The sequence below is a fragment of the Streptomyces sp. NPDC055239 genome, from assembly GCF_053606205.1.
This window is the reverse complement of sequence record NZ_JBSGRD010000015.1, coordinates 50630-77351: the sequence shown is the minus strand read 5'-3', so window position 1 is coordinate 77351 and position 26722 is coordinate 50630. Positions and strand designations below refer to the sequence as shown.

29 protein-coding genes are annotated in these 26722 nt (G+C 71.2%); 12 read left to right on the top strand and 17 right to left on the bottom strand.

All coding sequences use genetic code 11. The features are described from left to right. Positions 1-39 precede the first annotated feature (39 nt). Positions 40-447, top strand: coding sequence for a CoA-binding protein (locus ACWFRJ_RS36575; RefSeq protein WP_453541124.1), 408 nt, complete (start codon positions 40-42; stop codon positions 445-447). 145 nt (positions 448-592) lie between these two features. Here ACWFRJ_RS36575 and ACWFRJ_RS36570 read toward each other — a convergent pair whose 3' ends face one another. The 3 genes from ACWFRJ_RS36570 to ACWFRJ_RS36560 all read right to left on the bottom strand — a co-directional run bounded on the left by ACWFRJ_RS36570 (position 593) and on the right by ACWFRJ_RS36560 (position 2954). After that, positions 593-1186 (bottom strand): sigma-70 family RNA polymerase sigma factor, encoded by a 594-nt coding sequence (locus tag ACWFRJ_RS36570; RefSeq protein ID WP_453541121.1) that lies wholly within the window; start codon positions 1184-1186, stop codon positions 593-595. 181 nt (positions 1187-1367) lie between these two features. Then, positions 1368-2081 carry a hypothetical protein gene (locus tag ACWFRJ_RS36565; protein WP_453541118.1) on the bottom strand — a complete coding sequence of 238 codons (714 nt, stop codon included), beginning with the start codon at positions 2079-2081 and terminating at the stop codon, positions 1368-1370. Between the two features lie 57 nt (positions 2082-2138). Further along, positions 2139-2954, bottom strand: coding sequence for a DJ-1/PfpI family protein (locus ACWFRJ_RS36560; RefSeq protein ID WP_453541116.1), 816 nt, complete (start codon positions 2952-2954; stop codon positions 2139-2141). A gap of 174 nt (positions 2955-3128) precedes the next feature. On the opposite strand from ACWFRJ_RS36560, the gene ACWFRJ_RS36555 reads away from it, so the two are divergent. After that, positions 3129-4085 (top strand): erythromycin esterase family protein, encoded by a 957-nt coding sequence (locus ACWFRJ_RS36555; protein ID WP_453541113.1) that lies wholly within the window; start codon positions 3129-3131, stop codon positions 4083-4085. Here the strand turns inward: ACWFRJ_RS36555 and ACWFRJ_RS36550 are convergent. From ACWFRJ_RS36550 to ACWFRJ_RS36530, 5 genes are read right to left on the bottom strand one after another with little or no spacing between them, the layout of a single operon-like run. Further along, on the bottom strand, positions 4072-4698 hold the full coding sequence (locus ACWFRJ_RS36550; RefSeq protein ID WP_453541110.1) for a DedA family protein: 627 nt from the start codon (positions 4696-4698) through the stop codon (positions 4072-4074). The two genes, ACWFRJ_RS36555 and ACWFRJ_RS36550, sit on opposite strands and share 14 nt — an antisense overlap. Next, positions 4691-5512: a lysophospholipid acyltransferase family protein gene (locus ACWFRJ_RS36545; protein ID WP_453541107.1), complete on the bottom strand. Its 822-nt coding sequence runs from the start codon at positions 5510-5512 to the stop codon at positions 4691-4693. Before ACWFRJ_RS36545 ends, ACWFRJ_RS36550 begins: the two co-directional genes overlap by 8 nt. Beyond that, the gene (locus ACWFRJ_RS36540; protein WP_453541104.1) at positions 5509-6300 is read right to left on the bottom strand and encodes a GNAT family N-acetyltransferase; all 792 of its coding nucleotides are present in this window, start codon (positions 6298-6300) and stop codon (positions 5509-5511) included. Before ACWFRJ_RS36540 ends, ACWFRJ_RS36545 begins: the two co-directional genes overlap by 4 nt. Positions 6301-6350: 50 nt before the next feature. Next, entirely contained in the window at positions 6351-7163 is an 813-nt protein-coding gene (locus ACWFRJ_RS36535) for an ABC transporter permease (RefSeq protein ID WP_453541101.1), read from the bottom strand. Further along, positions 7160-8077, bottom strand: coding sequence for an ABC transporter ATP-binding protein (locus tag ACWFRJ_RS36530; RefSeq protein WP_453541098.1), 918 nt, complete (start codon positions 8075-8077; stop codon positions 7160-7162). The genes ACWFRJ_RS36535 and ACWFRJ_RS36530 overlap by 4 nt, the downstream gene beginning before the upstream one ends. Positions 8078-8234: 157 nt before the next feature. Here ACWFRJ_RS36530 and ACWFRJ_RS36525 point away from each other — a divergent pair, with 157 nt between their 5' ends. The 3 genes from ACWFRJ_RS36525 to ACWFRJ_RS36515 all read left to right on the top strand — a co-directional run bounded on the left by ACWFRJ_RS36525 (position 8235) and on the right by ACWFRJ_RS36515 (position 11849). Next, positions 8235-8891, top strand: a complete 657-nt coding sequence (locus ACWFRJ_RS36525) for a response regulator (RefSeq protein ID WP_453541095.1) — start codon at positions 8235-8237, stop codon at positions 8889-8891. 73 nt (positions 8892-8964) lie between these two features. Next, complete coding sequence (locus ACWFRJ_RS36520) at positions 8965-10539, top strand: sensor histidine kinase (protein WP_453541092.1); 1575 nt, start codon at positions 8965-8967, stop codon at positions 10537-10539. A gap of 89 nt (positions 10540-10628) precedes the next feature. After that, a complete protein-coding gene (locus ACWFRJ_RS36515) occupies positions 10629-11849 on the top strand; it encodes a CaiB/BaiF CoA transferase family protein (protein WP_453541090.1) in 1221 nt (406 codons plus the stop codon). Positions 11850-11861: 12 nt separating this feature from the next. Here ACWFRJ_RS36515 and ACWFRJ_RS36510 read toward each other — a convergent pair whose 3' ends face one another. Together ACWFRJ_RS36510 and ACWFRJ_RS36505 are read right to left on the bottom strand one after the other, a co-directional pair. Next, positions 11862-12419, bottom strand: a complete 558-nt coding sequence (locus ACWFRJ_RS36510; protein WP_453541087.1) for a YbaK/EbsC family protein — start codon at positions 12417-12419, stop codon at positions 11862-11864. A 42-nt stretch (positions 12420-12461) separates the two neighbouring features. Then, the gene (locus ACWFRJ_RS36505; RefSeq protein ID WP_453541084.1) at positions 12462-13046 is read right to left on the bottom strand and encodes a helix-turn-helix domain-containing protein; all 585 of its coding nucleotides are present in this window, start codon (positions 13044-13046) and stop codon (positions 12462-12464) included. A gap of 94 nt (positions 13047-13140) precedes the next feature. Between ACWFRJ_RS36505 and ACWFRJ_RS36500 the strand changes: the two genes are divergently transcribed. Next, on the top strand, positions 13141-14004 hold the full coding sequence (locus tag ACWFRJ_RS36500; RefSeq protein ID WP_453541081.1) for an EamA family transporter: 864 nt from the start codon (positions 13141-13143) through the stop codon (positions 14002-14004). A 27-nt stretch (positions 14005-14031) separates the two neighbouring features. Here the strand turns inward: ACWFRJ_RS36500 and ACWFRJ_RS36495 are convergent, their stop codons facing one another. After that, entirely contained in the window at positions 14032-14772 is a 741-nt protein-coding gene (locus ACWFRJ_RS36495) for an acyltransferase (protein WP_453541078.1), read from the bottom strand. 140 nt (positions 14773-14912) lie between these two features. On the opposite strand from ACWFRJ_RS36495, the gene ACWFRJ_RS36490 reads away from it, so the two are divergent. Then, on the top strand, positions 14913-15443 hold the full coding sequence (locus tag ACWFRJ_RS36490) for a gamma carbonic anhydrase family protein (RefSeq protein WP_453541075.1): 531 nt from the start codon (positions 14913-14915) through the stop codon (positions 15441-15443). Between the two features lie 20 nt (positions 15444-15463). Here the strand turns inward: ACWFRJ_RS36490 and ACWFRJ_RS36485 are convergent, their stop codons facing one another. The 3 genes from ACWFRJ_RS36485 to ACWFRJ_RS36475 form a co-directional block, all read right to left on the bottom strand. Further along, positions 15464-16156 (bottom strand): DedA family protein, encoded by a 693-nt coding sequence (locus tag ACWFRJ_RS36485; RefSeq protein ID WP_453541073.1) that lies wholly within the window; start codon positions 16154-16156, stop codon positions 15464-15466. Between the two features lie 81 nt (positions 16157-16237). Then, positions 16238-17896 carry a carboxylesterase/lipase family protein gene (locus tag ACWFRJ_RS36480; RefSeq protein WP_453541070.1) on the bottom strand — a complete coding sequence of 553 codons (1659 nt, stop codon included), beginning with the start codon at positions 17894-17896 and terminating at the stop codon, positions 16238-16240. 233 nt (positions 17897-18129) lie between these two features. Continuing rightward, positions 18130-18582, bottom strand: a complete 453-nt coding sequence (locus ACWFRJ_RS36475; RefSeq protein ID WP_453541067.1) for a DUF4442 domain-containing protein — start codon at positions 18580-18582, stop codon at positions 18130-18132. 233 nt (positions 18583-18815) lie between these two features. Between ACWFRJ_RS36475 and ACWFRJ_RS36470 the strand changes: the two genes are divergently transcribed. The 4 genes from ACWFRJ_RS36470 (at position 18816) to ACWFRJ_RS36455 (ending at position 22822) form a co-directional block, all read left to right on the top strand. Continuing rightward, positions 18816-19178, top strand: a complete 363-nt coding sequence (locus tag ACWFRJ_RS36470) for a hypothetical protein (protein ID WP_453541065.1) — start codon at positions 18816-18818, stop codon at positions 19176-19178. A 28-nt stretch (positions 19179-19206) separates the two neighbouring features. After that, positions 19207-20205: a hypothetical protein gene (locus ACWFRJ_RS36465; protein ID WP_453541063.1), complete on the top strand. Its 999-nt coding sequence runs from the start codon at positions 19207-19209 to the stop codon at positions 20203-20205. Positions 20206-20304: 99 nt separating this feature from the next. After that, positions 20305-21357 carry a hypothetical protein gene (locus tag ACWFRJ_RS36460; protein WP_453541060.1) on the top strand — a complete coding sequence of 351 codons (1053 nt, stop codon included), beginning with the start codon at positions 20305-20307 and terminating at the stop codon, positions 21355-21357. An 88-nt stretch (positions 21358-21445) separates the two neighbouring features. Continuing rightward, positions 21446-22822 carry an MFS transporter gene (locus ACWFRJ_RS36455; protein ID WP_453541057.1) on the top strand — a complete coding sequence of 459 codons (1377 nt, stop codon included), beginning with the start codon at positions 21446-21448 and terminating at the stop codon, positions 22820-22822. Here the strand turns inward: ACWFRJ_RS36455 and ACWFRJ_RS36450 are convergent. From ACWFRJ_RS36450 to ACWFRJ_RS36440, 3 genes are all read right to left on the bottom strand, one after another. Next, on the bottom strand, positions 22784-23617 hold the full coding sequence (locus tag ACWFRJ_RS36450; protein WP_453541573.1) for a spermidine synthase: 834 nt from the start codon (positions 23615-23617) through the stop codon (positions 22784-22786). The two genes, ACWFRJ_RS36455 and ACWFRJ_RS36450, sit on opposite strands and share 39 nt — an antisense overlap. Positions 23618-23707: 90 nt before the next feature. Further along, entirely contained in the window at positions 23708-24886 is a 1179-nt protein-coding gene (gene tuf, locus ACWFRJ_RS36445) for an elongation factor Tu (protein ID WP_453541054.1), read from the bottom strand. Positions 24887-25264: 378 nt separating this feature from the next. After that, positions 25265-25963, bottom strand: a complete 699-nt coding sequence (locus ACWFRJ_RS36440) for a DNA alkylation repair protein (RefSeq protein WP_453541051.1) — start codon at positions 25961-25963, stop codon at positions 25265-25267. A gap of 49 nt (positions 25964-26012) precedes the next feature. Between ACWFRJ_RS36440 and ACWFRJ_RS36435 the strand changes: the two genes are divergently transcribed. Then, entirely contained in the window at positions 26013-26717 is a 705-nt protein-coding gene (locus ACWFRJ_RS36435; RefSeq protein WP_453541048.1) for a TVP38/TMEM64 family protein, read from the top strand. Positions 26718-26722 lie beyond the last annotated feature (5 nt).

The window sequence follows — 26722 nt, the reverse complement described above, 5'->3', positions numbered from 1 at the left end:
GCGCAGTCATCCGACCATCGGCGGCAGAAGGAGCGGGACGTGTACGGCGATCCGGCAACAGTGCGCAAGATCCTGACGGAGCTCGGAGACACCTGGGCGGTCGTGGGCCTGTCCACGAACGAGGGGCGGGCCGCGTACGGGGTCGCGGGTGTCCTGCAGCGCCACGGAAAGCGCATCGTCCCGATCCACCCGAAGGCCGAGACGGTGCACGGCGAGCAGGGCTATCCGTCCCTCTCCGCCGTGCCCTTCAAGATCGATGTCGTCGATGTCTTCCTCAACAGCGACCTGGCGGGCCGGGCCGCCGATGAAGCCGTCGCGATCGGCGCGCAGGCGGTCTGGTTCCAGCTGGGCGTCATCGACGAGGCGGCGTACGAGCGGACGCGGGCAGCGGGCCTGGAGATGGTGATGGACCGCTGCCCGGCGATCGAACTGCCGATGCTGCGCTAGTCGATCGGCTCTCCGGGATCTCCGGGATCTCGAGGATCTCCGAGATCTCCGAGTGGGCGCCGAGCAGGCCGAGCACGGCCCGCCGGACAGTGCAGAGGGAGGCGTACGGCCGCCCGGCGTCGGGGCCGGGCGGCCGTACGCCGTGTCAGGCCGCGGCGCCCGCGAGCGCGGGGTGCTCGGCGTCCCGCAGCCGCTCCATCAGCGCGATGCGGGCCCGCGCCACACGCGAGCGGACCGTGCCCACCGGACAGCCGGTGAGCAGCGCGGCCTCCGCGTAGGGCAGCCCCAGGAGCTGGGTGAGGACGAAGGCCTCGCGCCGCTCGTCGGGCAGCGTCGCGAGCAGGTCCGCGAGGACCACGCCGTCGTCGAAGCCCGGCAGGCCCCTCGGCTGGGCCCGCTCGGCGGCGGACTGCCAGTCGTCGGTGTCGCAGAGGCGGGGCCGGGCGGCGGCGTACCGCAGGCTGTCGATCACCGCGCGCCGGGCGATGGAGAGCAGCCACGCACGGGCGGACGAGCGCCCCTCGAAACGGTGCAGGCTGCCGAGGGCCCGCAGGAACGTGTCCTGTGTCAGGTCGTCGGCGGCCTGCGGGTCGCCGCCGAGGTACGTCACGTACCGGCGGACGTCCCGGTGCAGGGCTCGTACGAAGTGCTCGACCGCTTCGGGGTCACCGGCGCGGGCGGCGAGCGCCCAGGCCGTTATCGACTCGTCGGGTGAGCTGGGCAGGGCAGGAATGATCACCTGGTGTCCTTCTCGGGATTCCGGGATTCCGGGACCCGGACGCGCCGTTCGTACGTATATGCGTGCGTGCGTCGGCGGGTCCGGTGAGGGGGTACGGCCGCGCGGGAGTGCGTACGACCGATGCCCGAGCCGTCAGGACGCGCGGCGTGGCGCGGCGGGAACGGCGTCGGGGAACCAGCTGTCAGGCGACAGCGGTCCCGGCGGGCGGACCCCGAGAAGTGATGGCGTGCACGAGGAGCAACTGCCGTGGCCGGCCCGCCGAACGTTGGCGTTGGGCCCTTATGCGGGGACGGTGTGCGGGCGCGGGCAGCGCGAGAGGCACGCGCAGCGGGGCGATGATCCACCCGGCGAAGGCGCGCGCGATACGGAAGGCCGCGCGTTCGCCGTGCGCGAGCCAGAGGCCGCAGAGGAGCGCGGCGAGAAGGTGGGCGGCGAGCATGCCGGTCGGCGACATGCCGCCCATGTCGTGGCCGCCGCCCATGTGGTCCATGTGCTCCATGCGTTCCATGGGGGACCCTGGCGAGGGCATGGCGGGCATGGCCGCCCCTCCCGCCGTCGCTCCCGACCCGGGCATCGGCGCCGCGCAGAGCATGTGCTGCACCCACCGCCGTACGAGCGGCTCTCCACCCGAGGGCTGCGCGGCGGCCTGCGCCAGGGAGAACCCCGAGTGCAGGGCGGCCTGGACCACCAACGTCACGGAGACGACAAGGGGCAGTCCACGCTCGCGCCCGGCGAGCGCCCACCCCGTGCCGCCGACTGCGACGGCCGCGGCGCCAAGCGTCCACCAGGGCACCGACGTGCCCGACATCAGCACGTGCCCCAGGGCAGCGAGCAGCACACAGGCTGCCGCGAACACCGCAGCCCGCACCGCGCGAGAACACCACCCAGCAGTCATGGCGGGGTCATCTTTGCATTCGCGCTCCGCCCCGCATAGGTGAGGAGGAGCCTTGCCCTAGCGCGCCGAGTCCTCGAGCAGCTTCAGGGCAAGGGCCTGCGTCCGCGCGTCGGCCTTCTCGGGGCTTCCGGTGTCGTACGGCGGGTCCGGGTCGTACTCGACGGCGAGCTGCATCGCCTGCGCGACCTTCTCGTCGGAGAGGCGGGATGCGAGGTGCAGGCCCATGTCGATGCCCGCGGAGACGCCCGCCGCCGTGATGATCTTCCCGGTCTCGACGAAGCGGCCGGGGGTGTAGACGGCGCCGACCTTCTCCAAGTAGGGGCGCGATGCCCAGTAGGTGGTGGCGGGGAGTCCGCGCAGCAGGCCCGCCGAGCCGAGGATGAGGGAGCCTGTGCAGACCGAGGTGGTCCATGTGGAGCGGCGGTGGATGCGGCGGATCCACCGGTGGACGTCGGCGTCCTCCATCATCGCGACGACTCCGCGATTGCCGCCGCCGGGCACCAGCAGCACGTCGGCTCCGCTGACCTCGCTCATGGCCCGCTCGGCCACCAGCGTCAGTTCACCGGTGTCGGTGCGGACCGGGCCCGCCCTCCGGGCGACCGTCGTCACGCGCACGCCCGGTACGCGGCAGAGCACTTCGTACGGGCCGACGGCGTCCAGGGCGGTGAACCCGTCGTAGAGGAGAACGGCGACGTTCAGCGCCTTCTCGTCGTCCTGGCCGGGTGCGTCGGGTGCGTCGGGTGCGTGACCACCGGCCGCGCGCGCCGGGTGGTCCGACGCGGCGGCGAGGCCGACCGCGCCAAGCGTCCCGGCCACCGCGCCCCGCAGCAGCCGACGACGGCCCGTACCGGCCTCGAGCTCAGCCGCGCTCATCTCGTCTCTCAACTCTCCTCCTGGTCATACCTGTTGGCCGGTCGGCCGGTCGGCCGCCCGTGCGACACAACTCAGGAGTCGGTCGCGGCGGGACCCGAGTTCCCGTAACTCGCGAGTTCCCGTAACTCGCGCCACAGTTGACCTCAACCAGGCTTCAGGAACGACTCTGACCCCATGAACCACACTCCAGGAGCAACAACAACCGAAGCGGCAGTCGACTGGCTGAACCAGCACGCCCACCCCATCAACACCTCCGCAACGCAGGCTGAGTTGACCGACCTGCGCCCATTGGCCGATGCGGCGGCGGGCGCCGAGATCGTCGCGCTCGGCGTGGGATCCCGTGCGACGCACGAGCTGTCCGTCCTCCAGCACCGGATGCTGCGCTTCCTGGTCGAGGACCAGGGATTCCGTTCTCTCGTCCTCGAAGGGGACGATCCCGCACGGCTCGGGCTCGACGCGTACGTCCTGACCGGGGCGGGCGATCCGGAAGCGATGCTCTCCGAAGCCCGTTCCTTCTGGCGCACGGGGGAGATCCTCGACGTACTGCGCTGGATGCGCGCCCACAACGAAAGCAACCCGCACGACCCCGTTCAACTGGCCGCGCTCCCCACGCAGTCGGCGCCGCCCGGTGTCGGTCTCGCGGAGATCGAGCGGGCCCTGGCCGACGACGCGGTCCGGTGGCACGAGCGCACCCGGCAGAAGACCGTCTACTGGGGCGGCCTCACCCACACGGCCGTCGGCGACCCCCGTACGGTGTCATCGCCCGTGCCCCAGACCCACCGCAACGCGGGCGGCCACCTGCGCGAGCACTTCGGCAACGGTTACGTGTCCGTCGCGCTGACCTTCCACCACGGAACGGAGTACCCGGTGCCGCCGGCGGAGTTCGCCGAGGCGGTGCTCGGCGCGGCCGACCTGCCCGCGTACTTCCTCGACCTGCGCGCACAGCACCCCGCGCCCGTGGACGCCTACTTCAGCGCCCCCGCGAGGACCCGCATCGTCGGCCCCTTCTACGACGCGCGCGAGGACGCCGCCCATCACCTGTCCGGCAGTTCCCTCACGGAGTGGTTCGACGCGGTGGCGCATGTCCGCGAGGTGACGCCGGCCAAGTCCTTGACGGCTAGGGTGCGGTGACGTGACGCCCCCGCAGTCTGCGCAACCTGCGTACCGCCTCGACCCCGGCGGCGGCCGAAAGGGCCAGGCCGAAGGCGAGCAAGAGGCCCTTCACCGGCTCGTCGCCGAAGCTCGCCCCGCCGATGAGCCCGATGGCCGTACTGCTGACCGCCCAGAGCCCCGCCCCCGCGGCGTCCAGGGCGGCGAAGCGGTGGAAGGGGAAGCCCATGCTGCCGGTGGACAGGCCGGAGGCGACCCGCCCTCCGGGCAGGAAGCGCGCCGCGACCACAAGGGCCGCGGCATGCCGTTCGACCATTGCGCGCCCCCACGCGTAGCGGCGTCTGCCGTGTTCGCCCCGCATCAGGCGTGCCACCGCCCGTGGCCCGAGCCACCGCCCCACGCCGAAACTGAGGCAGTCGCCGCACAGCGCGCCCACCGCGGCGACGGCGCCGAGCAGGGCGAGGCGCGGGAGTTCCGGGCCGATGAGCACCGCCGTCATCACGACGGTCGTCTCGCTCGGCATCAGGGGCACCAGTGCGTCGAGGCCGGCCACGAGGAAGACGATCAGCCAGATCCAGGGCGAGTCGAGCCTGGCCTGGAGCGCGTCGGCCAGACGGCCGAGCAGCTCAGACATGAGCGGGCATCTCATGCTCGCCGACGGCCGCTTGGGCCGCTGCGGCCAGTTCACGCCGGTCGGAGCCGTGCAGCGGTGCGTGCGCGGTGACCCGCACGGTCAGTGCCCGGGCGCGGGCGACGCGGTGCAGTGAGGCCCCGAAGGTCTCGTCGCCCAGGAAGGCGGCCGTGGTGCTGCGGGTGCCGTGCTGGTAGTAGCGGATGGTCACAGGACGCACGGGTGCGCCCGCGTCGGCCGCCGCCTGGAAGGTGGCCCGGCGGAACCGGCCGCCGGGGACGGAACACCAGGTCGTCGCCTGGGGAAAGACGAGGACGGAGCGTCCCGAGCGCAAGGTCGACGCCAACTCTGCCACCACGTGCGGGAGTTGGCGTAGCCCGTCGCGGTCGATGAACTGCGTACCGGCTCGACGGGCGAGCGCACCGATGACCGGCCACCCGCCCACCTCCCGCTTGGCGAGGACCGTCACCGGCTCGACGGCGAGCAGGCTGACGACGTCGAGCCAGGAGATGTGATTGGCGACGATCAGGGTGCCGGTGCTGGTCCGGCGGGTCCTGTGGGTCCCGTCCGCCGTCAGCCGCTGCGGCCCTCCCTCGAGGCGTACACCAAGGGCGCCAAGGATGCCCCAGGCCCGCGCCCGCAGCGCGCGGGGCTCGGCGAGGCGCTCGCCCTGAGCCACGCCCAGGCCGATCTCGTACGCCAACGCCGCGTACCGGCGGGCGATTTCGGCCGACGGTACGCGTGGCGCCGAGCCGGTGACGCAGGCCGGGGTGCAGGCCAGGGTGCCGAGCGCGGCCGTGGCTCCCCCGGGGCTCATTGCGTCTCGCCCAGGAAATAGCGGCGGTAGCGGTCACCGAGCCGGTCCATGTCGAGGAGGACGAAGAAGTCGGCGACGCCGAATTCGGGGTCGTGCGCGGGCGCCCCGCACATCCACGCGCCGAGGCGGAGGTAGCCCCTCAGGAGCGGCGGCAGGTCGGCGTAGGCGGGCCGCTCCACCGTGGGCACGGTGGGCGCCCAGGGGCGCCGGGGGTGCACGCGCAGGTCGGGCGGCGACGCGTGCTTGGACGTGCCGAGCAGCCAGGCGTTGGAGGCCGCCTTGCCGCCGTCGGAGAGCGGCACCGAGGCGCAGCCCGCCAGATAGCGGTGGCCGGAGAGCAGGACGTAGCGGGCGAGCGCCGACCACATCAGGTTGATCACGGCACCGGAGCGGTGGTCGGGGTGCACGCAGGAGCGGCCCGCCTCGATCGTGGAGGACCGCAGCTCCTCCAGTGCGCACAGGTCGAACTCGGCGTCGGAGTAGGACCGCTGGGACCTGCCGGGCGGCAGGAGCCGGTAGGTGCCGACGACCTCGCCGGTGGTGGTGTCGGTGACGATCAGGTGGTCCGCGAGGTCGTCGTAGGCGTCCACGTCGTGGCCGGGCAGGGAGGTGTGGAGCGTGGCGCCCATCTCCTCGCCGAAGACGCGGTACCGCAGTCGCTGCGCGGCCCGTATCTGTTCCTCGGAGTCGGCGATGGAAGTGACGTACGAGCCGGGAGCGGCGGGGGTGGTAGCGGAAGGGGCGGGAGCGGGGGCGGCGGGTGTCCGGGCAGCTGATGTCGAGGGCATGACAGTTCCGGTCTCCGTTCGGGGAGGGGTGGTCGTGGCCGGAGGGTGGCTCAGGCGTCGCGGCGCCGGAGGATCGCCATGGCCAGGGTCAGGGAGGCGGCCGTCCAGGCGGCGAGGAGCAGCAGCCCCGTGGCGGGGCCGTAGAGATCCGCGTCGCCCGTGAGGAACTGCGTGCCCGCCGCCTGGGGCAGGAACTGCGCCAGGTTCGTGAGGAAGTCGAGGGGAATCGATTGGAGGATCGTCGGCACGATGAGCAGCAGCACGAACAGCACGGTGATGGTCCCGGCTGAACTGCGCACGATGGCCGCGAGGCCGATGGTCAGGACACTCATGAGCATCAGGTGAACGGCGACGGCAAACACCCGGCCCGCCACGTGTGCGAAGTCGAACGTCGACTCGTCCATGGCCGCCGCGCCCGCCACCACTCCGAGCACCGCGAGCACGATCCCGGCGCCGAACGCCACGACCCCGACGGTGAGGCTCTTGGCGGTCAGCAGGCGTGAGCGGTCCGGCACACACTGGAAGGTGTTGGTGATGCTCCCGGTGGCGTACTCGCCGGTGACGCAGAGCATGGCGAGCCCGGCGACGATGAATTCGACGCCGTAGACGGTGGCGAGCGTCGCGGGGTCGGCGGGCGAGGCTCCCGCGTCATGGGTGACCGCACCGACGCACGCGGCCGTCACCCCCATCACGGCGGTCGCCGTGAGGAGGAAGTACCAGGTCGAGCGGAGCGAGAACAGCTTGGTCCACTCGGCGGCCACGGCCCCGCGAAGACCACCGCCGCCGCCCGTCCGCGACGGTGTGCGACGCCGCTCGGAGATCTGTGGGCTCACAGCCGGGCCTCCGGAAGTCTTGGTGCTCACAGCCGGGCCTCCCCGAACTCGACGCTGCCTGCGGTCAGTTCCATGTATGCCTCTTCCAGTGACGCCTCGACGGCGCGCAGCTCATGCAGTCGTACGTGTGCTTCGTGGGCCAGATCGCCGACGCGCTCCGGCGTCAGGCCGGTCACCACCAGCTCGTGCGCCGACACCCGCCGGACGTCGTGCGCCTCCGGCGCGAGCCGTCCCGCCAGGGCGTGCAGACCGTCCGGTTCGGGCCCGCGCACGCGGACCGCGTTGCGAGAGCCGCGCGCGAGGATGTCCCGCATCGGCGCGTCCGCGATGAGCCGTCCCTTGCCGATCACGACGAGGCGGTCCGCGGTGACCTCCATCTCGCTCATCAGGTGGCTGGAGACGAACACCGTCCTGCCCTGCTCGGCGAGCGACCGCAGGAAGCGGCGGATCCAGAGCACGCCGTCCGGGTCGAGGCCGTTGACCGGCTCGTCGAGCATCAGCACCTCCGGATCGCCGAGCAGCGCCCCCGCGATGCCGAGGCGCTGCCCCATGCCCAGCGAGAAGGAGCCCGCCTGCTTGCCCGCCACGTCGCCGAGCCCCGTGGCGTCGAGCACCTCGTCGACACGGCGTGCGGGGATGCCGTGGCTGCGCGCCATCGCCAGGAGGTGCTTGTGCGCGCTGCGACGGGGGTGCACGGCCTTGGCGTCCAGGAGCGCGCCGACCTCCCGCAGGGGGTGCGCGTGGTCGGCGTACCGCTTGCCCTTGATGAGAGCGGTGCCGGATGTGGGGTGGTCCAGGCCCAGGATCATGCGCATCGTGGTGGACTTGCCCGCGCCGTTCGGCCCGAGGAACCCGGTGATCTTCCCGGGCGCCACATCGAGGGACAGCGCGTCGACGGCGGTCTTCTCGCCGTATCTCTTGGTCAGGTTCCGCAGTGTGAGCATTCGTTCCCCAAGTCCCTCTCGGTGCCTGCGCCTTCGGTGGTCGCACCGGCTGCGACGACAGGAACGCTATGAAGCGACGGGACACGGAACAGGGGACCTTGGTCAGCACCTGCCCTGCACTTTCGTAAGGTCTCCGGCGGCCGGGTAGCGTGCTCGCATGATCCGAGTGCTGCTTGCCGACGACGAGGCGATGATCCGGGCCGGAGTGCGGGCGATCCTCGGCACCGCCGAGGGCATCGAGGTCGTCGCCGAGGCGGCCGACGGGCGCGAGGCGGTCGACCTCGCCCTCAAGCACCGCCCGGACGTCGCACTCCTCGACATCCGGATGCCCCGGCTCGACGGCCTCCAGGCGGCGGCCGAACTGAGCCGGGTCTCGCCCGGCACGGCCGTCGCGATGCTCACCACGTTCTCCGAGGACGAGTACATCGCGAGCGCGCTCGGCTCCGGCGCGGCCGGTTTCCTCCTCAAGTCCGGCAATCCGCGCGAGCTGATCGCCGGGGTGCAGGCCGTCGCCGAGGGCGGCGCGTACCTCTCCCCGTCGATCGCGCGGCGGGTCATCTCCCACCTCGGCGCGGGGCAGCTCGGCAAGCAGGCCACCGCAAGGACCCGCATCGAAGGCCTTACGGCACGCGAGCGCGAGGTGCTCGCCCTGGTCGGGGCGGGTCTCTCGAACGCGGAGATCGCCCAGCGGCTGCACGTCGTCGAGGGCACGGTGAAGGCGTACGTCAGCCAGGTCCTCGCCCGTCTCGGCTTCAAGAACCGGGTGCAGGCCGCGATCCTCGCGTACGAGGCGGGACTCGTCGGCGAGGAGTGAGCGCCCGCGCCCCGGGAAGACCCCTTACTTTCGTCGGGGGCGCGGGCAGGGGGTGATCGGCGATCCTTGGCGGATGCGCGGCAGACACGGCTGGCTTTCCCGGCTCTTCGACATCGGTCTTTGGCTCGTGGTGTGCGCGCCGCCGGTCTCGGCCGCCGTCGGTCTCGACGGACGTGACGCGGTCGTGGCGGCCGTGGGCGTTCCGCTGCTCGGGGGTGCCGTGGCGTTCAGCAGGCGGTGGCCGCTCGTGGCCCTTGCCGTGCCGGTCGCGCTGAGTCTGCTGACGGACGCGGAGATGCTGACGCCCGTGTACTGGGCGGCGCTCGCCCTCTTCGGATATCTCGCGGGCAGCCGCAGCGTCGCGGTGCGTCCCGCTCTGTGGTTCTTCGGGGCGGCGTCCGCTGCCGGGCTCGTGCTGTGCGCGGTCGTGTCGAGCGATCTGTGGGGCTGGCCCACGATGCTCCTGACGCTGCTGATCGGCGTGGTGCTGCCCTGGCTGCTCGGCCGCTACCGCCGCCAGTACGCCGACCTGATGGCCACCGGATGGCGGCTCGCCGAGCGCATGGAACACGAGCAGCAGGCCGTCGCCGACCGCACCCGCATCCGCGAACGGGCCAGGATCGCGGGCGACATGCACGACTCGCTCGGCCACGACCTGACGCTCATCGCGGTCCAGGCGGGCGTCCTGGAGGTCGACCCCACGCTCGACGCCCGCCAGCAGGCGGCCGTCGGCGAGCTGCGCGAGGCGGCGGGCGCGGCGACCGAACGGCTGCGGGAGATCATCGGCGTCCTGCGGGCCGACGACGAAGTGCCGCCGCGTGCGCCGTCGGAGGAGAGCGCGGACGCCGTGGTCGAGCGCGCGCGGGCCTCCGGGGTCGAGGTCACGCTCGAACGGTCGGGCCGTACGGAGGAGCTGCCGCCGATGGTCGCTCTCGCCGTCCACCGCGTACTCCAGGAGTCCCTGACGAACGCCGCCAAGCACGCCCCCGGCGCGGCCGTCCGGGTCCGCCTCGTGCGAGAGCTGGTGCAAGAGGGCGTGCGAGAGGGCGTGCGAGAGGACGACACGCTGCGCCTGACGGTGGTGAACGGCCCGGCGCCGGCGGGGCGTCTGCCGGGCGTCGCCTCGGGCGGCAGCGGCCTCGTCGGCCTCGACGAGCGGGTGCGCCTTGCGGGCGGGACGCTGCGGGCGGAGCCCACGGACGACGGCGGCTTCGCGGTGACCGCCGAGCTGCCCGCGGCGGGAGCGGCGCCGCGCGCCGCCGACGTGCCCCGGCCGACCACGTCCGCCCGTGAACTGGAGCTGGCCAGAGTGCAGATCAGGCGGCGGCTCACACAGGCGGTCCTCGCGCCGCTCGCCGTGCTCGCCGGGATCCTGCTGCTCATGATCCCCCTCAGCCTGATCAGCTCGGTCTGGTCGGTCCTCGACCGGGACGTGTACGAGGGCCTGACGACCGGGGAGCCGCGCGGCGAGGTGGAATCCCGGCTGCCGCAGTTCACCAGGGACGGCCCACCGGACGGCACACCCGCGACGCCGCGCGGCCAGGACTGCACGTACTACAACACGCGCTTCATGTCGTCCGACGGCTACCGCCTCTGTTTCGCCGACGGGCGGCTCGTGTCCAAGGCGGTCGTGGGCGACGACGAATGACGGGGACGAATGACGGGGCGTCCTGTGTGACGGTACAGACTCAAGGTGGTCGTACAGACTCAGGCAGCACCCGCGAACGAGAGGCAGTCATGGCGACGACGCACCACGATCCGGCCGGGCGGCTCCCCCTGGAGGGCATCACTGTCGTCAGCCTCGAACAGGCCGTCGCCGCGCCCTTCGCCACCCGTCAGCTGGCCGACCTCGGCGCCCGCGTGATCAAGGTCGAGCGCCCCGGCGGCGGTGACTTCGCCCGCCGCTACGACACCACGGTGCACGGCCAGGCCAGCTACTTCGTCTGGCTCAACCGCTCCAAGGAGTCCCTCACCCTGGACCTCAAGTCCGATGAGGGCAAGGAGATCCTGCACGAACTCCTCGCGGGCGCCGACGTGTTCGTGCAGAACCTCGCCCCCGGCGCGGCCGACCGCCTCGGCCTCGGCTCGGAGGAACTCCAGGACCGCTACCCCTCGTTGATCCCCTGCGCCCTCACCGGGTACGGCACCAGCGGCACTTGGGCGGGCCGGAAGGCGTACGACCTGCTTGTGCAGTGCCAGACCGGGCTGCTCTCGCTGACCGGCACCCCGGACGAGGCGGTGCGGGCGGGCATCTCCGTCGCGGACATCGCGGGCGGGATGTACGCCTACACCGGCATCCTCACCGCGCTCTTCACTCGGGCGACCACCGGGCGCGCACCAGCCGTCGACGTGTCCCTCTTCGACGCGCTCGCCGAGTGGATGAGCCAGCCCGCGTACTACACGCGCTACGGCGGTACGCAGCCGCCACGCGTGGGCGCCCGGCATGCCACGGTCGCGCCCTACGGCCCTTTCACCGCCTCCGACGGCAAGGACGTACTGCTGTCCGTGCAGAACGAACGCGAGTGGGCCGCCCTGTGCGAGCAGGTCATCGGGCGGCCCGAGCTGACCGACGATCCGCGGTTCGCCACCGGCTCCGACCGCGTCGCGCACCGCGACGAACTCGACGCGATCATCTCCGCGCGCTTCGCCGGACTCGACAGCGAGGAGGCGATGGAACTGCTCGACCGCGCCAACATCGCCAACGCGGGCGTCAATTCGGTCGCCGAGTTCCTCGACCACCCCGCGCTCACCGAGCGCGAGCGCTGGCGGGAGGTCGCGGTCCCGGGCAGCTCGTCCCCCGTACAGGCGCTGCTGCCGCCCGCGAATCTGAGCGGCGTCGACCCGCGCATGGAGCCCGTACCGGCCGCGGGCGAACACACCGAGCGGATCCTCGGGGAACTGGGGCGCGCCCCTGACGACATCGCCCGGCTGCGCGAGGAAGGTGTGTGCGGGGCCTGAGCCCCGCCCGCATCAGGCGACGCCGAGCCCCTCGAGCACCACGGCGTTCGGCAGCTCGGCGAACACCTTGCCCGGCACGATGAGCTTGCCCCGGCGCCCTCCGCTGCCGACCAGGACGTAGGGCAGGTCGACGACGGCGGCGTCCACGAGCAGCGGCCAGTCGGCGGGCAGGCCGATCGGGGTGATGCCGCCGTACTCCATGCCGGTCTCGCCGGTAGCCGTGTCCATCGGGGCGAACGAGGCCTTACGGGCGCCGAGTTGGCGGCGCACGACGCCGTTCACGTCGACGCGGGTCGTGGAGAGGACCAGGCACGCGGCGAGCGAGGCCTCGCCACCGCGCTTGCCCGCGACGACGACGCAGTTCGCGGACTGCTCCAGGATGTCCTGGCCGTAGTGCTCCACGAAGGTGGCGGTGTCGGCCCACTGCGGGTCGGTGTCGACGTGGAGCACCTGCTCGGCGGGGACGCTGCCGCTCCACCCGCGCACGGCCTCGGCGACGGGCGCCACCAGGAGGTCGAGGGCCTCGGGCGCGGGGCGGACGTCGTCGAAATTTCCCATGGGTGCACGCATGGCCGCACGCTAACAAACCCGGCGGGACCCAGGACTCGGGGTTCAGTACGAGGAGGCGTGTGCCGGCGGCACCGACACCGACATGGTCATCTCCACCGGGTCGGCACCCTTGTTGTGGTACCCGTGCGGAAGGTTCGCCTCGAACGACGCGGCCGATCCGGCGGGCACGAGGTGCTCCACGCCGTCCACGAGGAGCGTCAGCTCGCCCGCCGAGACGTGCAGCAGCTCCATGGTCCCCGGCGGGTGCGCGTCGGAGTCGCTGCCTTCACCGGGCATCAGCTTCCACGCCCACAGCTCGAAGGGCCCGCGCGCCTCGGTCCCGACAAGGAGGGTCGTGCTGCTGCCCGCTTCCGTCGACCACATCCGCACCGCCTGTTCCGGTGGCACGAGTCGGACGTGGGAGCCCTGTTCGTAGTCGAGGAGGGTGGTGATGCTGACGCCCAGGGCGTCGGCGAGCTTCACCGTGATGCCCACGCTGGGGTTGGTCCTGGCCTGCTCGATCTGGATGATCATGCCGCGACTGACGCCCGCGCGGGCCGCGAGCGCGTCGAGCGTGAAGCCCCGTTCCGAGCGCCAGCGCTTGAGGTTGCGCGCGAGCGACTGAGTGAGCTGGTCGAGGTCCGACACATTCCGTCCAATATTATGGATGACAGAGTTCAAGATACTGAACTACGGTGTGGTGCACCTAAAGGTTCACCACACTGTACTGCGAGGATCCCCGATGACCGCACTGTTCGCCTTGGCCACCAGCCTGCTGTACGGCCTCGCCGACTTCGGCGGCGGGCTGCTGACCCGGCGGATCCCCGCGCTCACCGTGGTCGTCGCCTCGCAGACCGTCGCCGTGATCGTCCTCGGCGTGATCGTGGTCGCCACGGGCGGCTGGACGGAGTGGGGCCCGCAGCTGTGGTTCGCGGTGGCCGCCGGGCTCCTCGGCCCGGTGGCGATGCTCGCCTTCTACAAGGCCTTGGCCATCGGCCCGATGAGCGTGGTCTCACCGCTCGCCTCCGTGGGCGTCGTCGTACCGGTGGCGGTGGGTCTCTTCCTGGGCGAGCGGCCAGGGGTCCCGCAGTTCGCCGGGCTCGCCGTCGCCATCGTGGGCATCGTGCTCGCGGGCGGCCCCGAGCTGCGCGGCGCCCCCGTGCAGCGGCAGGCCGTCCTGCTCACCCTGCTCGCGGCCTTCGGCTTCGGCGCGGTCCTCGCCCTCATCTCCGAGGCGTCGAGCAACCTCACCGGCCTGTTCCTCGCCCTGTTCGTGCAGCGCGTGACGAACGTGGCCGCGGGCGGGACCGCGTTGTTCGTCTCGGTGAAGCGCGGCGGCGTCGCGCTCCCCGAGGGCACGGGCATGGGGTTGATCTGGGCAACGCTCCCGGCACTCGCCTTCGTGGGCCTTGCCGACGTCGCGGCCAACGGAACGTACTCACTGGCCGCCCAGAACGGCCCGATCACCCTGGCCGCGGTGCTCTCCTCGACGTACCCGGTGATCACGGCGCTGGCAGCACGGGCGGTACTGAAGGAACGACTGCGGGGCGTGCAGGCGGCGGGGGCGGGGTTGGCACTGGTGGGAACGGTATTGCTGGCCAGCTAGCAGCGCCCCGAGGGGAGAGCCCCGTACTCACCCCTCCCCCAACTCCCCCAGGGCAAGAAGCTGTTCCGGCGTGACCCCGTCAGGAATAGGCACAGGCGCAGGCGTCCGAAGCGGCGGCTGCCACCCCGCATCCGCGTCCCACGTGCGCACGACACGGGCAGGCGCCCCGGCCACCACGGCGTGGTCGGGGACATCGCCCCGCACAACGGCACCTGCGGCCACCACGACATTGCGCCCGATCCGCGCCCCGGGGAGGATCACCGCGTTCGTACCGATCCAGCAGCCGGGTCCGATCTCGACGGGCTCCATGCGCGGCCACTGCTTACCGATGGGCGTGTGCGGATCGTCGTACGAGTGGTTCGTGGAGGTCACGTACACCGTGGGCCCGAAGTAGCAGTCGTCGCCGATCGTCACCGTCGTGTCGGCGATGACATGGCTGCCCCGGCCGAGCACGACGCCGTTGCCGATGCGCAGGATCGGGTCGGGGCCGAGGTCAAGGTCGGGCATCATCCCGGCGGTGAGAGTGACCTGCTCGCCGATGATGCAGTGGTCGCCGATGCGGATCCACGGCTCACCGAAGACGGTCCCCTGCGGGAAGGCGAGCCTCGTGCCCTCGCCAAGGGCGCCGAACCGCAGCCGCCCGGGCCGCCGCGCGGTCACGGCCCCCGTCTCCCGCACCCACGCCCAGCCCGCGTGGACGGCGCGCTGGGTCGCGCGGCGCCGCCAGTCGGCGACCGCGGATGAGAACGTGTTCCTGTTCTTCGGCACGCGCTCACGTTACTCAGCCGCACGGGCCCCGGTGAGCCCGGACCCCTGTGATCTTCACCCCACACGGCTGCGCGCACGCCCGCGTCCCGTACCGTTCCGCCAGGCGCGAGACACGTACGACGTACGAATGGAGAGTTCCGATGAGCCACGAGGCACTCATCACCGGGATCGGCGGCAAGCACCCGAAGATCGATCAGGACGCCTTCACCGCGCCCACCTCGGTCGTCATCGGCGAGGTGACGCTGCACGCCGGTGCGAGCGCCTGGTACGGGGCGGTGCTCCGCGCCGACGGCGGGCCGATCGTCGTCGGCTCCGACAGCAACATCCAGGACAACTGCAGCCTCCACGTCGACCTGGGCTTCCCGATGATGATCGGCGAGCGGGTCTCGGTCGGCCACAACGCCGTTCTGCACGGCTGCACCGTCGAGGACGACTGCCTGATCGGCATGGGCGCGACGGTGCTCAACGGCGCGGTGATCGGCGCCGGTTCGCTGGTCGCGGCGCAGGCTCTGGTGCCGCAGGGGATGATCGTGCCGCCCGGCTCACTCGTCGCGGGCGTACCGGCCAAGGTGCGCCGCCCGCTCACCGACGAGGAGCGCGCGGGCATCACCCTCAACGGCACGATGTACGTCGAGCTGGCCAAGGCCCACCGGGACGCCCACGCCGAGTGAGGCCGGCGAGGCGCGTGAGGTCAGTGAGAGGGGTCGGCGGCCGGAACGGACACCGCATCGGCCGCCGCCTTCGGCTCCGACTCCCCGCCGCTCCCGGCCTCGCGCACCGCCGCTGACTTCTTGGCGCGGCGCTTGACGAGCAGCATGGAGCCGACGCCGATCAGCACGGCGATGGCCAGACCGAAGTACGAGAACCGCTTGAGCCAGTCCTCGGCGACGACGCCGATGTAGTAGATGACGGCGGTGGTGCCGCCCGCCCAGATGATGCCGCCCAGGACGTTGGCGATGAGGAACTTCCAGTACGGCATGCGAAGGACGCCCGCGAGCGGTCCCGCGAAGATCCGCAGCAGGGCGACGAAGCGGCCGAAGAAGACCGCCCACATGCCCCACTTCTGGAAGGACTGCTCGGCGCTGCCGACGTTCGCGGCGCTGAAATGCTTGGGGAACTTCCGTTCCAGCCAGGCCAGGAGTGGCCGGCCGCCCTTGCGTCCGATCGCGTATCCGATGGAGTCGCCGATGATGGCGCCCGCGGTGGCGCAGATCCCGAGGACGACGGGGTTGAGCTCGCCGTGCTGCGAGGAGAGCAGCGCCGCGGAGACGAGGACGATCTCACCCGGCAGCGGAATGCCCAGGCTCTCCAGACCGATGACCACGCCCACCAGCGCGTAGATACTGACGGCCGGTACGGTCTCCAGCCATTCCTGGACGTGCAACGCCGGTTCCTCCTGTGCTGGTGTGCCTGTACCCGGCGTGCGCGATCCCCCCGGAGCGCGCACGCCGGGCAGCCTACCCGCTCACCCGGCGTCGTCGGCCGGGGCGGAGCCCTCTCGGTCCCAGAGGTCGCAGCGGTGCTCACGGGCAACCGCGGTGCTCAGTTCGTTCCCGCCCGCGGACGCGGTGCGCAGCGAGAGCACCTGGCCCGGCCGCGTGCGCTGGTCGGGCGCGGTGGGCTGGCCGTGGGCGCGGGGCGGACCGCCGTGGATGAAGGAACCCCAGTACTGGACCATCTGCCGCGCCAGGTCCCGCTGTTCCGCGTTGAGCGGCGTCGGGAGCCCGAAGTGCTTGAAGAGGTACTGCACTTCATTGACGTGGGTGGCCCCGAAGTCGAACGTCCTGCCCGCATCGCGGATCGAGGCGAAGGGCGGGGATGTGCGGTCGGCGAACTCGTAGGCGTAGACGGGGCCGCGGCCCGCGAGCGTCCTGTCCATGCGCAGCGCCGTGCAGGCGAACGTCCGGTCGCCCTGAGCGGCGGCGTACGCGTGCGTCGGCGAGGCGTGTTCGGCCACCGGATAGCGCTCCAGGACCTTGGCGCCAAGGTCGGCGCCGTACGCCTGGGCGAGCGCGCCTGGATACTGCTCCTCGGTGAGCGGCTTGCCCTGCCCGTCGAACTGCCCGTAGGCGAAGAGCCGCCCTTCGTCGCTGTTCGCGCCGTTCAGGACGGGCACGCGTGAGGCGCTCCCGTTCTTGTACGCCTGCTCCGGCTGGACCGGCAGGAATTCGCCGCCCGCCACCGGACCCCAGTCGAACCCGGCCTGCGCCGCGAGGATCTCCTCGGCGGGCTTCTCGCGCAGACAGGCGGGGGCGGTCGCCGGGTCGGGGCAGCCCGCCTTCTTCGCGAAGGCCGCGCCCTGCGTGAGCGCCTCCTTGCGCTCGCGGGCCGCGCAGTCCCCGTACGCGCCGCTCTCCACGATGGCCGCGCGGTAGAGGCCCTTGGCGGCGGGCGAGGCGAGCTGGGTACAGACGGAACGGCCGCCCGCGGACTCGCCCGCGACGGTGACGCGCTGCCGGTCGCCGCCGAACGAGCCGATGTTGGCGCGCACCCAGCGCAGGGCGGCCTGCTGGTCGAGCATGCCGTAGTTGCCCGAGACGCCGTCGGACGCCTCACCGTCGAGCCCGTCCCCGGCGAGGAACCCCATGGCGCCGAGGCGGTAGTTGACGGTCACGACCACGGTGCCGGTGTCGCGGGCGAAGGCGTCGGGCACGATGTCCTCGCCCGCGCCCGCGGTGAGCCCGCCGCCGTGCAGCCAGACCAGGACGGGACGCTGCTTGTACTGTCCCTCGGGCGTGTAGACGTTGAGGTCGAGGCAGTCCTCAGTGTGGCTGGGATTCTCGTAGCCGGGATCCCAACTGGAGCTCTGCACACAGCGGTTGCCGAACGCGTCCGCATCGCGCACGCCCTTCCAGGACTTGGCAGGCCGGGGCTCCTTCCACCGGAGGTCGCCGACGGGTTGCCGTGCGTACGGGATTCCGAGGAACTGCCGCCCCTCGGCGGTGGCTTGGCCGCGCAGCCAGCCCCCGTCCGTACGGACGAGCGCGCCGCCGCCCGTGCGGGGCCCGTCCTGCGGTGCGGTCTGCGGTGCGGCCTGCGCGGCGTGCGGTGTGAGCAGGGCCGCGGCGGCGGCCATGACGACGAAGGCGGACGTGTTTCGTCCCGTTCTTCTCCTGCGGCTCATGCGGCGACTCCCCTGGCTGACGTCGACCCACTGGCGGCGGGAAAACTATGACGGTCGTTGACTCGTGTCAATGAGTTGAACGGAAGACCAGGGAATCGGAGGAGAAGAAGTCACAAGAGAGAGCCCGAAGCACGCGGAAAGAACGGCGTCACGCCGGCCGGTACCCCCGTAGCCCGGCCGGCGTGACGCCGCTGTGTTCAACGAACGTACGGAAGCCAACGCCCGTACGCGACTCAGTTATTGGGACGCAGCGTCCAGACGACGGTCATCTCGCCGGTCACGGCCCCGTCCTCGCGCTGGATCGCGATCGACACCGGGAACTCGGGACGCTGCCCCGCGTCCAGCTCGGCGACGACCTCGGCGGCCGGGCGCCCGAGGGTCGCGGTGGCGGTCACCGGCCCCATGGCGAGCTTCTTGTACGCGATGTCGGCGCGGACGGCGAGGGGCACGGCCCGCGAGAGCTGCTCCCCGAACGCGGCGAGCACGATCGCACCGCTCGCCGACTCCCCCAGCGTGAACATGGCTCCGGCGTGCGGCCCGCCGACATGGTTGTGGAAGTCGCCCTGATCGGGCAGGGCGACCACGGCCTTCTCGGGCGTGGTCTCGCGGAACTCGAGGTTCAGGGTCCGGGCCATCGGCACGGTGGCGGCGAGCATCTCGCCTATCGACATCTGGTCAGCGCTCATGGGGCGATGTTACCCACGGGTAGCGTTCTTTGGCCACCACCGCGGAGCGGTAACAGTTCGCGGGAAGAAAGAAGGACATCGGGACCCTTCGCCATTTGAACCGATTCGCCCTTCAGGGTCCCAATTGACAGCGCTCGAACCAGCCCACTAACTTATCGCGGGCCACGCACTCAACCGGTCTAATTCCGGGGAGAGTTGCCCGAATGAGAAACACCTTCAGAGAAGGGTCTACTTTGAGCAAGAAATCGTCGTCCTGGGCGATTGCCGCGGCGCTCGTCGCGGCCAGCCTCTCCTTCGTCAGTCCGGCCTCAGCCACCTCGGCGCCGGACTACTCCGCATCCAGCGCGACAGGTATCACCGGCTGCGGCAAGTACTCCCATAGTTACAAGACGAAGAAAAGGGCGGCCGTCCACTCCGGTCCGTCAGCGGGCACCAGGGTCACAGGCCACCTCTCCAAAGGGACAAAGGTCAAAAGCAAGTGGCGCTGCACGAATTCGGGGCATTACTGGATCTGCTACAAGAGCTGTGTCATCGATGCAGACACCCCGGTAATCAAGGGCAAGTTCGTCTACGCCGGCCACCTGCGCAGGGTCTAAAAGGGCAGATGCCCTAGGGTTGCCCCCCATGTGGCCAGGACAGCAGCCGCCCGGGGGCGAGCAGAACCCGCAGGACCAGAATCCCAATCCGTACCAGCAGCCGGGGTACCAAGCACCCAACCCCTACCAGCAGTCGGGTTACCAGCAGCCCAACGCGTACCAGCAGCAAGGGCAGTGGGGCACTCCTCCGACCGCGCCGGGAGCACCTCAGCAGCAAGGCGGAGGCGGCGGGAACAGAACCAAGGTGATCGCCCTCGTGGCGGCCGCCGCTGTCGTGGTGGCCGCAGGCGTCACCGGATTCCTCGTCCTGGGGGGCGACAAGGAGGAAAAGGACTCCGCCGCCCCCCAGAAGTCCTCCGCCGGAAAGCCCGGCCCAGCCGACTCCCCGACGGAGAAGGGCGACGAGCGCGGCACCGACAACAGCCCCGAGCCAACCGTGAAGGGCTGGCAGGCCGTGGTGAATCCCAAGCGCGGAACGGTATTCGACGTACCGCCCGGCTGGGAGGTCAGGTCTGCGAAATCCTCCGTCGCGTTCGAGGACGTCAAGACAGGTGATCCGCTCATCACCATGTCCGCTCCCGCGTACTACAAGTCGAAGTGGTGCAGCTCCGACGACGACAAGGACGGCCGGAGCGAGGACAAGGCCCTCTCGGCTGCTGGCACCAAGGGGGCGAACGGCGCGAAGAACACCGACGAGGTCGCGGTGAACACGGTCTGGTGGTGGGTGTTCGGCGCTTACACACAGCCCGACAAGAAGAGCATCTCGGCGGACGAGAAAGCCAAGCCGTACACCACCACGTCGGGCATCAAGGGCAGCATCGCCTGGGCACGGTCCAAGAACACGCCACAGCCCACCAAGTGCGACTCGGACGGCAAAGCGATCACCTTCGGCTTCAAGAACTCCGAGGGTGAGTACGTCGCCTGGAGCCTCTACAGCGCCCAGGACGTCAAGGACGAGGTCCCGGACGAGACCATCATGAAGATCCTCAGCACGGTGCGTCTGTACGAAGACCCGTCTGAGTCCTGAGCCGACTCGTACACCGGTGGGGCTTGTGACCCGATGTGCCGACGCCCCGGCGGGGGCAGCGATGACATCAGGCCACAGGCCCCTCTATGGTTACTGCTCATGTGGCCAGGACAGCAGCCGCCCGGGGGCGAGCAGAACCCGCAGGACCAGAATCCCAATCCGTACCAGCAGCCGGGGTACCAGCAGCCGAACCCGTATCAGCAGCCGGGATACCAGCAGCAGCCTCACTCGGGCTCCTTCTCGCAGCCCGAGCAGCCGCAGTGGGCGGCGCCCACACCACCGCCCATGCCGCCCCAGCCGGGCGGCGGCGGTCAGGGCGGGGGCGGAAACAAGACGAAGGTCACCGCGATCGCCGCGGCGCTCGCCGTCCTGGTGGCCGCCGGAGTGACCGGCTTCCTCGTCCTCGGTGGTGACAAGGACGACGAGGCGAACGGAAAGGCGGGGAATGCTCCCGCCAAGTCCACTTCCCCGAAGCCGAAGCCGAAGCCGAGCCCGAGCGACGAAGGCGGCGGCACCGAGCGCGGCACGGGCGGCGGCCCGAAGCCGACGATCAAGGGCTGGCAGGTCGTCGTGAACCCCAAGTGGGGCACCGCCTTCGACGTCCCCGCCGACTGGGAGGTGCAGACCGGCGACACCTTCATCGGCTTCGAGGACAACGAGAAGGGTGACGGCAGCGTGCTCATCGGCATGTCCGCGCCCGCGTACTACAAGTCGAAGTGGTGCTCCTCCGACGACGACAAGGACGGCACGGCCAGCGACGCCGCCCTGGGCGCCGTCGGCACCAAGGGCCAGAACGGCGCCAAGAACACCAAGGACGTCGCGCGCAACGACTCCGCGTGGTGGGTCTTCGCCGGCTACACGGGCCAGAAGAAGGCCGACAAGAAGAAGATCAAGATCGGCAAGCCGGAGTCGTTCACCACCACGTCGGGCGTCAAGGGCACCGTCGTGACCTCCACCACGTCCGGTGTCGTCAAGGAAGACAAGTGCGACACGAACGGCAAGGCCACCACGTTCGCCTTCATGAACTCCGAGGGTGAGTACGTCGCGTGGTCGATGTACGGCGCCAAGGACGTCAAGGACGAGATCCCGGACGCGACGATGCGGAAGATCCTGAAGACGGTACGGCTGAACGGCGACGGCGACGACTCCTGAGCAGCCGCCACCTTAGGCGGCCCGTAGTCCTATAGGCCCGTAGAGAAACGGTTTGGCAAGTCGGTGTTCCGGCGGCGATAGTCCCCTGGTGACCCATCCCGCCGCCGTGCGCCGCCCCTCCTGGGCCGGGCGCAACTACAGCCTGCTGACCGCCGCCGCGATCGTGACCAACCTGGGCAGCCACGGCGCCCTGATCGCGGCGGCGTTCGCTGTGCTCGACTCCGGCGGCGACGGCGGGGACGTCGGTCTGGTGGCGGCGGCGCGCACGCTGCCGCTCGTGCTGTTCCTGCTCATCGGCGGCGCCGTCGCCGACCGGCTGCCGCGCCACCACGTGATGGTCGCGGCCAACGCGCTCAACTGCGTCTCGCAGGCGGTCTTCGCGGTACTCGTCATCTCCGGCACGCCTCCGCTGTGGTCGATGATGCTGCTCACCGCGCTCGGCGGCACCGGCCAGGCGTTCTTCGGCCCGGCCGCCGAGGGCATGCTGATGTCGACCGTCAGCGGCGAGCAGGCGAGCCGCGCCTTCGCGCTGTACCGCATGGCGATGCAGGGCGCCGGGCTCGGTGGCGCGGCGCTCGGCGGTCTGATGGTCGCCGCGATCGGCCCCGGCTGGGTGCTCGCCGTGGACGCGGCGGCGTTCGCGGTGGCCGCGGCCCTGCGCTCGTTCCTTGACGTGAGCCACATACCGGCGCGGGCGCCCGGCGGCGGGCTGCTCTCCGATCTGCGGGAGGGCTGGCGGGAATTCATCGGCCGCCCCTGGCTGTGGGCGATCGTCGCGCAGTTCTCCGTGGTGGTGGCGGTGGTCGGCGCGGCCGAAGCCGTCTTCGGGCCGCTGGTCGCCCGGGACGAGCTCGGCGGCGCGGGGCCCTGGGGCCTTGCACTCGGCGCGTTCGGCGCGGGCACGGTCGGCGGCGCGTTCCTGATGATGCGGTGGAAACCGCGGCGCCTGCTGCTCGCGGGCACCCTCTGCGTCTTCCCGCTCGCCATGCCTTCGGCGGCGCTCGCGGTGCCGTTGTCGGTGTGGGGTCTTGCAGCGGTGATGTTCGTCAGCGGCGTCGCGATCGAGGTGTTCGGCGTCTCCTGGATGACGGCCATGCACCAGGAGATCCCCGAGGAGAAGCTTTCGCGGGTCGCCGCGTACGACTGGTTCGGCTCGGTCGCGATGGTCCCGCTCGCCACGGCGCTCGCGGGCCCCACGGAGCTCGCCTTCGGCCGTTCGGCCTCGCTGTGGGGCTGCGCGGCGCTCGTGGTCGTGGTGACGGCGCTCGTGCTGTTCGTCCCTGACGTACGCAATCTGACGCGGCGCACGGCGTCGACGGAGATCGCCAAGGCGACCGCTTCTCCCCCCGCTACTTCCCCCGCTACTTCCCCCGCTTCTTCCCCCGCTTCTTCCCCCGCTTCTTCCCCCGCTCCCCCGGTCGAGCCGTCAGCCGATACTGAAGGCCCCGTCGGGCGGCTCGGGTGACGCGACCGCGTCCTCGTCGCGCACCGGCTTCGCGTCACCTATGAACAGGCGCAGCGCCGCCCCGTGCTCGACACGCGCCGGAAAGACGTCGGCCGCCGCCCGCCGGGCAAGGGCCTCGATCTCGATCTCCTCGCGCGAGGCGACGAGCACCGCGTTGCCGAAGCGGCGTCCGCGCAGCACGGTCGGTTCGGCGATCAGCACGACCTGCCCGAACACCTCGGCGAAGGTGGCGAGCTGGGAGCGCAGGAAGCCGAACGGCGCCCCGTCCGCGAGGTTCGCCGCGTAGATGCCGCCTGCGCGCAGGACCCGGTCGGCGGCGCGCGCGTAGGCGAGCGACGTCAGATGGGCGGGCACCCGTGAGCCGCCGAACACGTCGGCGACGAGTACGTCGGTGCTGTCGGGCGCCGCGGCTTCCAGCCACTGCCGGGCGTCCGCGCCGTGCACGGTGATCCCGGAGCCCGTCGGCAGCGGCAGGCGCTCGGCGACCAGTTCGAGCAGCCCCCGGTCCGCCTCCACCACGTCCTGGCGCGAGCCCGGCCGGGTCGCGGCGACATAGCGGGGCAGGGTGAGCGCGCCACCGCCGAGGTGGATCACGTCCAGCGGACGGTCGGGATCGTCGGCGGTGTCAAGGACGTGGGCGAGCCGCTGCGCGTACTCGAACTCCAGATGCTTGGGCGCGTCCAGATCGACGTAAGACTGCGGCGCCCCATCGACCGTGAGCAGCCAGGCGCGAGGCCGGTCCACGTCCGGCATCAGCTTGGCTGTGCCATGGTCCACGTCCTTGATGACGGCCATGGTCTCGTCCGCGCGTTCGTCGTCGGTCACCGCTCCATTGTGCCCGCCTCCCCCGGGGCTGGATCCCCCGAGGGAGGCGGGCATCGGGCGTCAGCCGACCTCGGTCACCGTGCCCGCGCCGACGGTGCGGCCGCCCTCGCGGATCGCGAAGCCGAGCCCCGTCTCCAAGGGCATGTCACGGCCGAGCTCGACCGTCATGGTGACGGTGTCGCCGGGCCGGGCCACGGCGGTGTCGCCGAGGTCGACGTCGCCGACCACGTCCGCGGTGCGGAGGTAGAACTGTGGCCGGTAGCCGGTGGCGATCGGCGTCGACCTGCCGCCCTCCTTGGTCGAGAGGACGTACACCTGAGCGGTGAAGCGGCGGCTCGGACTGACGCTCCCCGGCTCGGCGACGACATGCCCGCGGCGCACGGCGTCGCGTGGCACACCGCGCAGGAGCAGCGCCACGTTGTCGCCCGCCTGCGCGGACTCCATGGGCTTGCCGAAGGTCTCGAGCCCGGTGACGACGGTCTCCGTCTCCGCGCCGAGGACCTCCACCCGGTCGCCGATCCGTACCGTGCCGCGCTCGACGGCTCCGGTGACGACGGTTCCGCGCCCGGTGATGGTGAGCACGTTCTCCACCGACAGGAGAAAGGGCGCGTCGACGTACCGCTCGGGCATGGGCACATAGGTGTCCACCGCGTCGAGCAGCGCCTCGATGGCGGCGGCCCACCGCGGGTCGCCCTCAAGCGCCTTGAGACCCGAGACCCGTACGACGGGGACGGAGTCGCCCCCGTACCCGTGCGCGGAGAGCAGCTCACGCACTTCGAGCTCGACGAGGTCGGTGAGCTCCTCGTCGCCCGCGTCGGCCTTGTTGAGGGCCACCACGATGTGGTCGACGCCGACCTGCCGGGCGAGCAGGACGTGCTCGGCGGTCTGCGGCATGATCCCGTCGAGCGCGGAGACGACGAGGATCGCCCCGTCCAGCTGCGCGGCGCCGGTGACCATGTTCTTGATGTAGTCGGCGTGGCCCGGCATGTCCACGTGCGCGTAGTGCCGGGTGTCCGTCTCGTACTCGACGTGCGAGATGTTGATGGTGATGCCGCGCTGCGCCTCCTCGGGGGCGCGGTCGATACGGTCGAAGGGAACGTACTGGGTACTGCTGCCGGTGCCGCGCTCGCTGAGGACCTTGGTGATGGCGGCGGTCAGGGTGGTCTTGCCGTGGTCGACATGGCCCATCGTGCCGATGTTGAGGTGCGGCTTCGTGCGGATGTATGCCGTCTTGGACATGGCGGTTCCTTCTGGGGAACTCGAAGCTGAAGTCCTGGGCGTACGTCGTCGCGTGCGCGCTCGGGACGGGGACCCCGGGGCCGAACCGACCCTCCCCCTATGGGGTCCGCCGGAGTGTCCGGGGAGGGTCAGCGTCGGGCGCCGTCGACAGAAAGTGCGGCGCAGAGGAGGACGGCAGCCTTCGCAGCGCCCGCGACCGCGGGCGGAGCTGTGTGGAAGGCGTACCGGAACATGTGGCAGATCTTCGCCGACGGGCGGGGGTACGTCGAATGGTTTTCGCCGGGTGGTCCGTGAAGTCCGGTTCGGCGTGCAGTGCAGTGCGGTGCGGTGCAATGTAAGGCGGTGCGGTGCGCCCAGTGGTCGTGAAGTCCAGTGGACTCAGAGGTTCTTCGTGGCCTCGCGCGCCGAGAGCGGTGCGAGCCGCCCGCGTTCCCGCTCGACGAAGTCGCGTACCGCGTCCGGATCGGTCTTGGCGTACTCCCGCAGACACCAGCCGATGGCCTTGCGGATGAAGAAGTCGGGGTGTCCCGACTGGCGCAGGCAGTAGGCGAAGAGGCGTTCGATGTCGGTGGCGTCCTTGTACCGGAGCTGGTGGAGGAGGGCGGTGCGGGCCACCCACAGGTCCTCGTCCCCGATCCAGGCGTCCATCTCGGCCTTGAGTCTCGGGTCGGCGGCGACCAGGCCACCGACGACGTGCGCGGCGAGCGCGTCGACCGTGTCCCACCAGGGGACCGTCGTCACGAGGTGGCGGACGACCGGCAGGAAGCCGGAGGAGCAGCGCTTCACGTGACGGCGCAGATAGTCGACGGCGAAGTAGGCGTACTCGCGCTCCGGCAGCTCCCAGCAGCGCAGCGCGATCGCCGTGCAGTCGCTCTCGTCGGGGCGAGGGAGCCCGGCGAGGACCGTGCGGGACAGTTCGCGGCGCAGCGGTGTGGGAACGCCGAGGAAGGGAGCGACGTTCTTCATGTACGCCCGCGCCCCCACGGCCCGCTCCGGATCGGCCGCCGTGGGGTAGGTCGTGGTGAGCCGTTCCATGACGCTGTCCGCCAAGTCGCTGCGCGGGACTGTGACGTTCATGAGACGCACCATACGGCGATCACACACATATGTCGGTTAGTCTCCCCGGATGCTCGACACCGCCGCCGCCCGCCCGCAGGGCTTCGCCGTGCGCTGCTCCAGGGTGCTGCTCTCGCCCTGGTCGCGGCTGTCTCTGCTGGTCATGCTGCTCGCGGCCGCCGGTACGTGCGTGCTGCTCTTCGAGCCGCAGCGGCTCCTTTCCGACGGGGGCCTTCGCCAGCTCGGCGGCGCCGCCGCCGTGATGGTGTTCGCCGCCGCGTACGGCCTGTGCACCGCCGCGTTCGTACCGCGTCCGCTGCTCAATCTGGCGGCGGGCGCCCTGTTCGGATCGCAGGCGGGGACGGTCGCGGCGCTCGCGGGCACGGTCCTGGGCGCCGGGATCGCCTTCGGGCTCGGCCGGATGCTGGGGCAGGACGCGTTGCGCCCGCTGCTCCGCGGGCGCTGGCTGAAGGCGGCCGACGGGCAGCTGAGCAAACACGGCTTTCGGTCGATGCTGGCGGCGCGGCTGTTTCCCGGGGTGCCGTTCGCGGCCGCCAACTACTGCGCGGCGGTCTCCCGCATGGGCTGGCTGCCGTTCCTGCTCGCCACCGGCCTCGGCTCGATCCCGAACACCGCCGCGTACGTCATAGCGGGCGCCCGCGCCTCGACGCCGACGTCTCCCGCCTTCCTCGTCGCGATGGGCTTCATCGCGGTGACGGGTCTGGCGGGGGCGGTGGTGGCGTGGTGCAAGCGCCACCACCTGCGCGGTCACTGAGGACT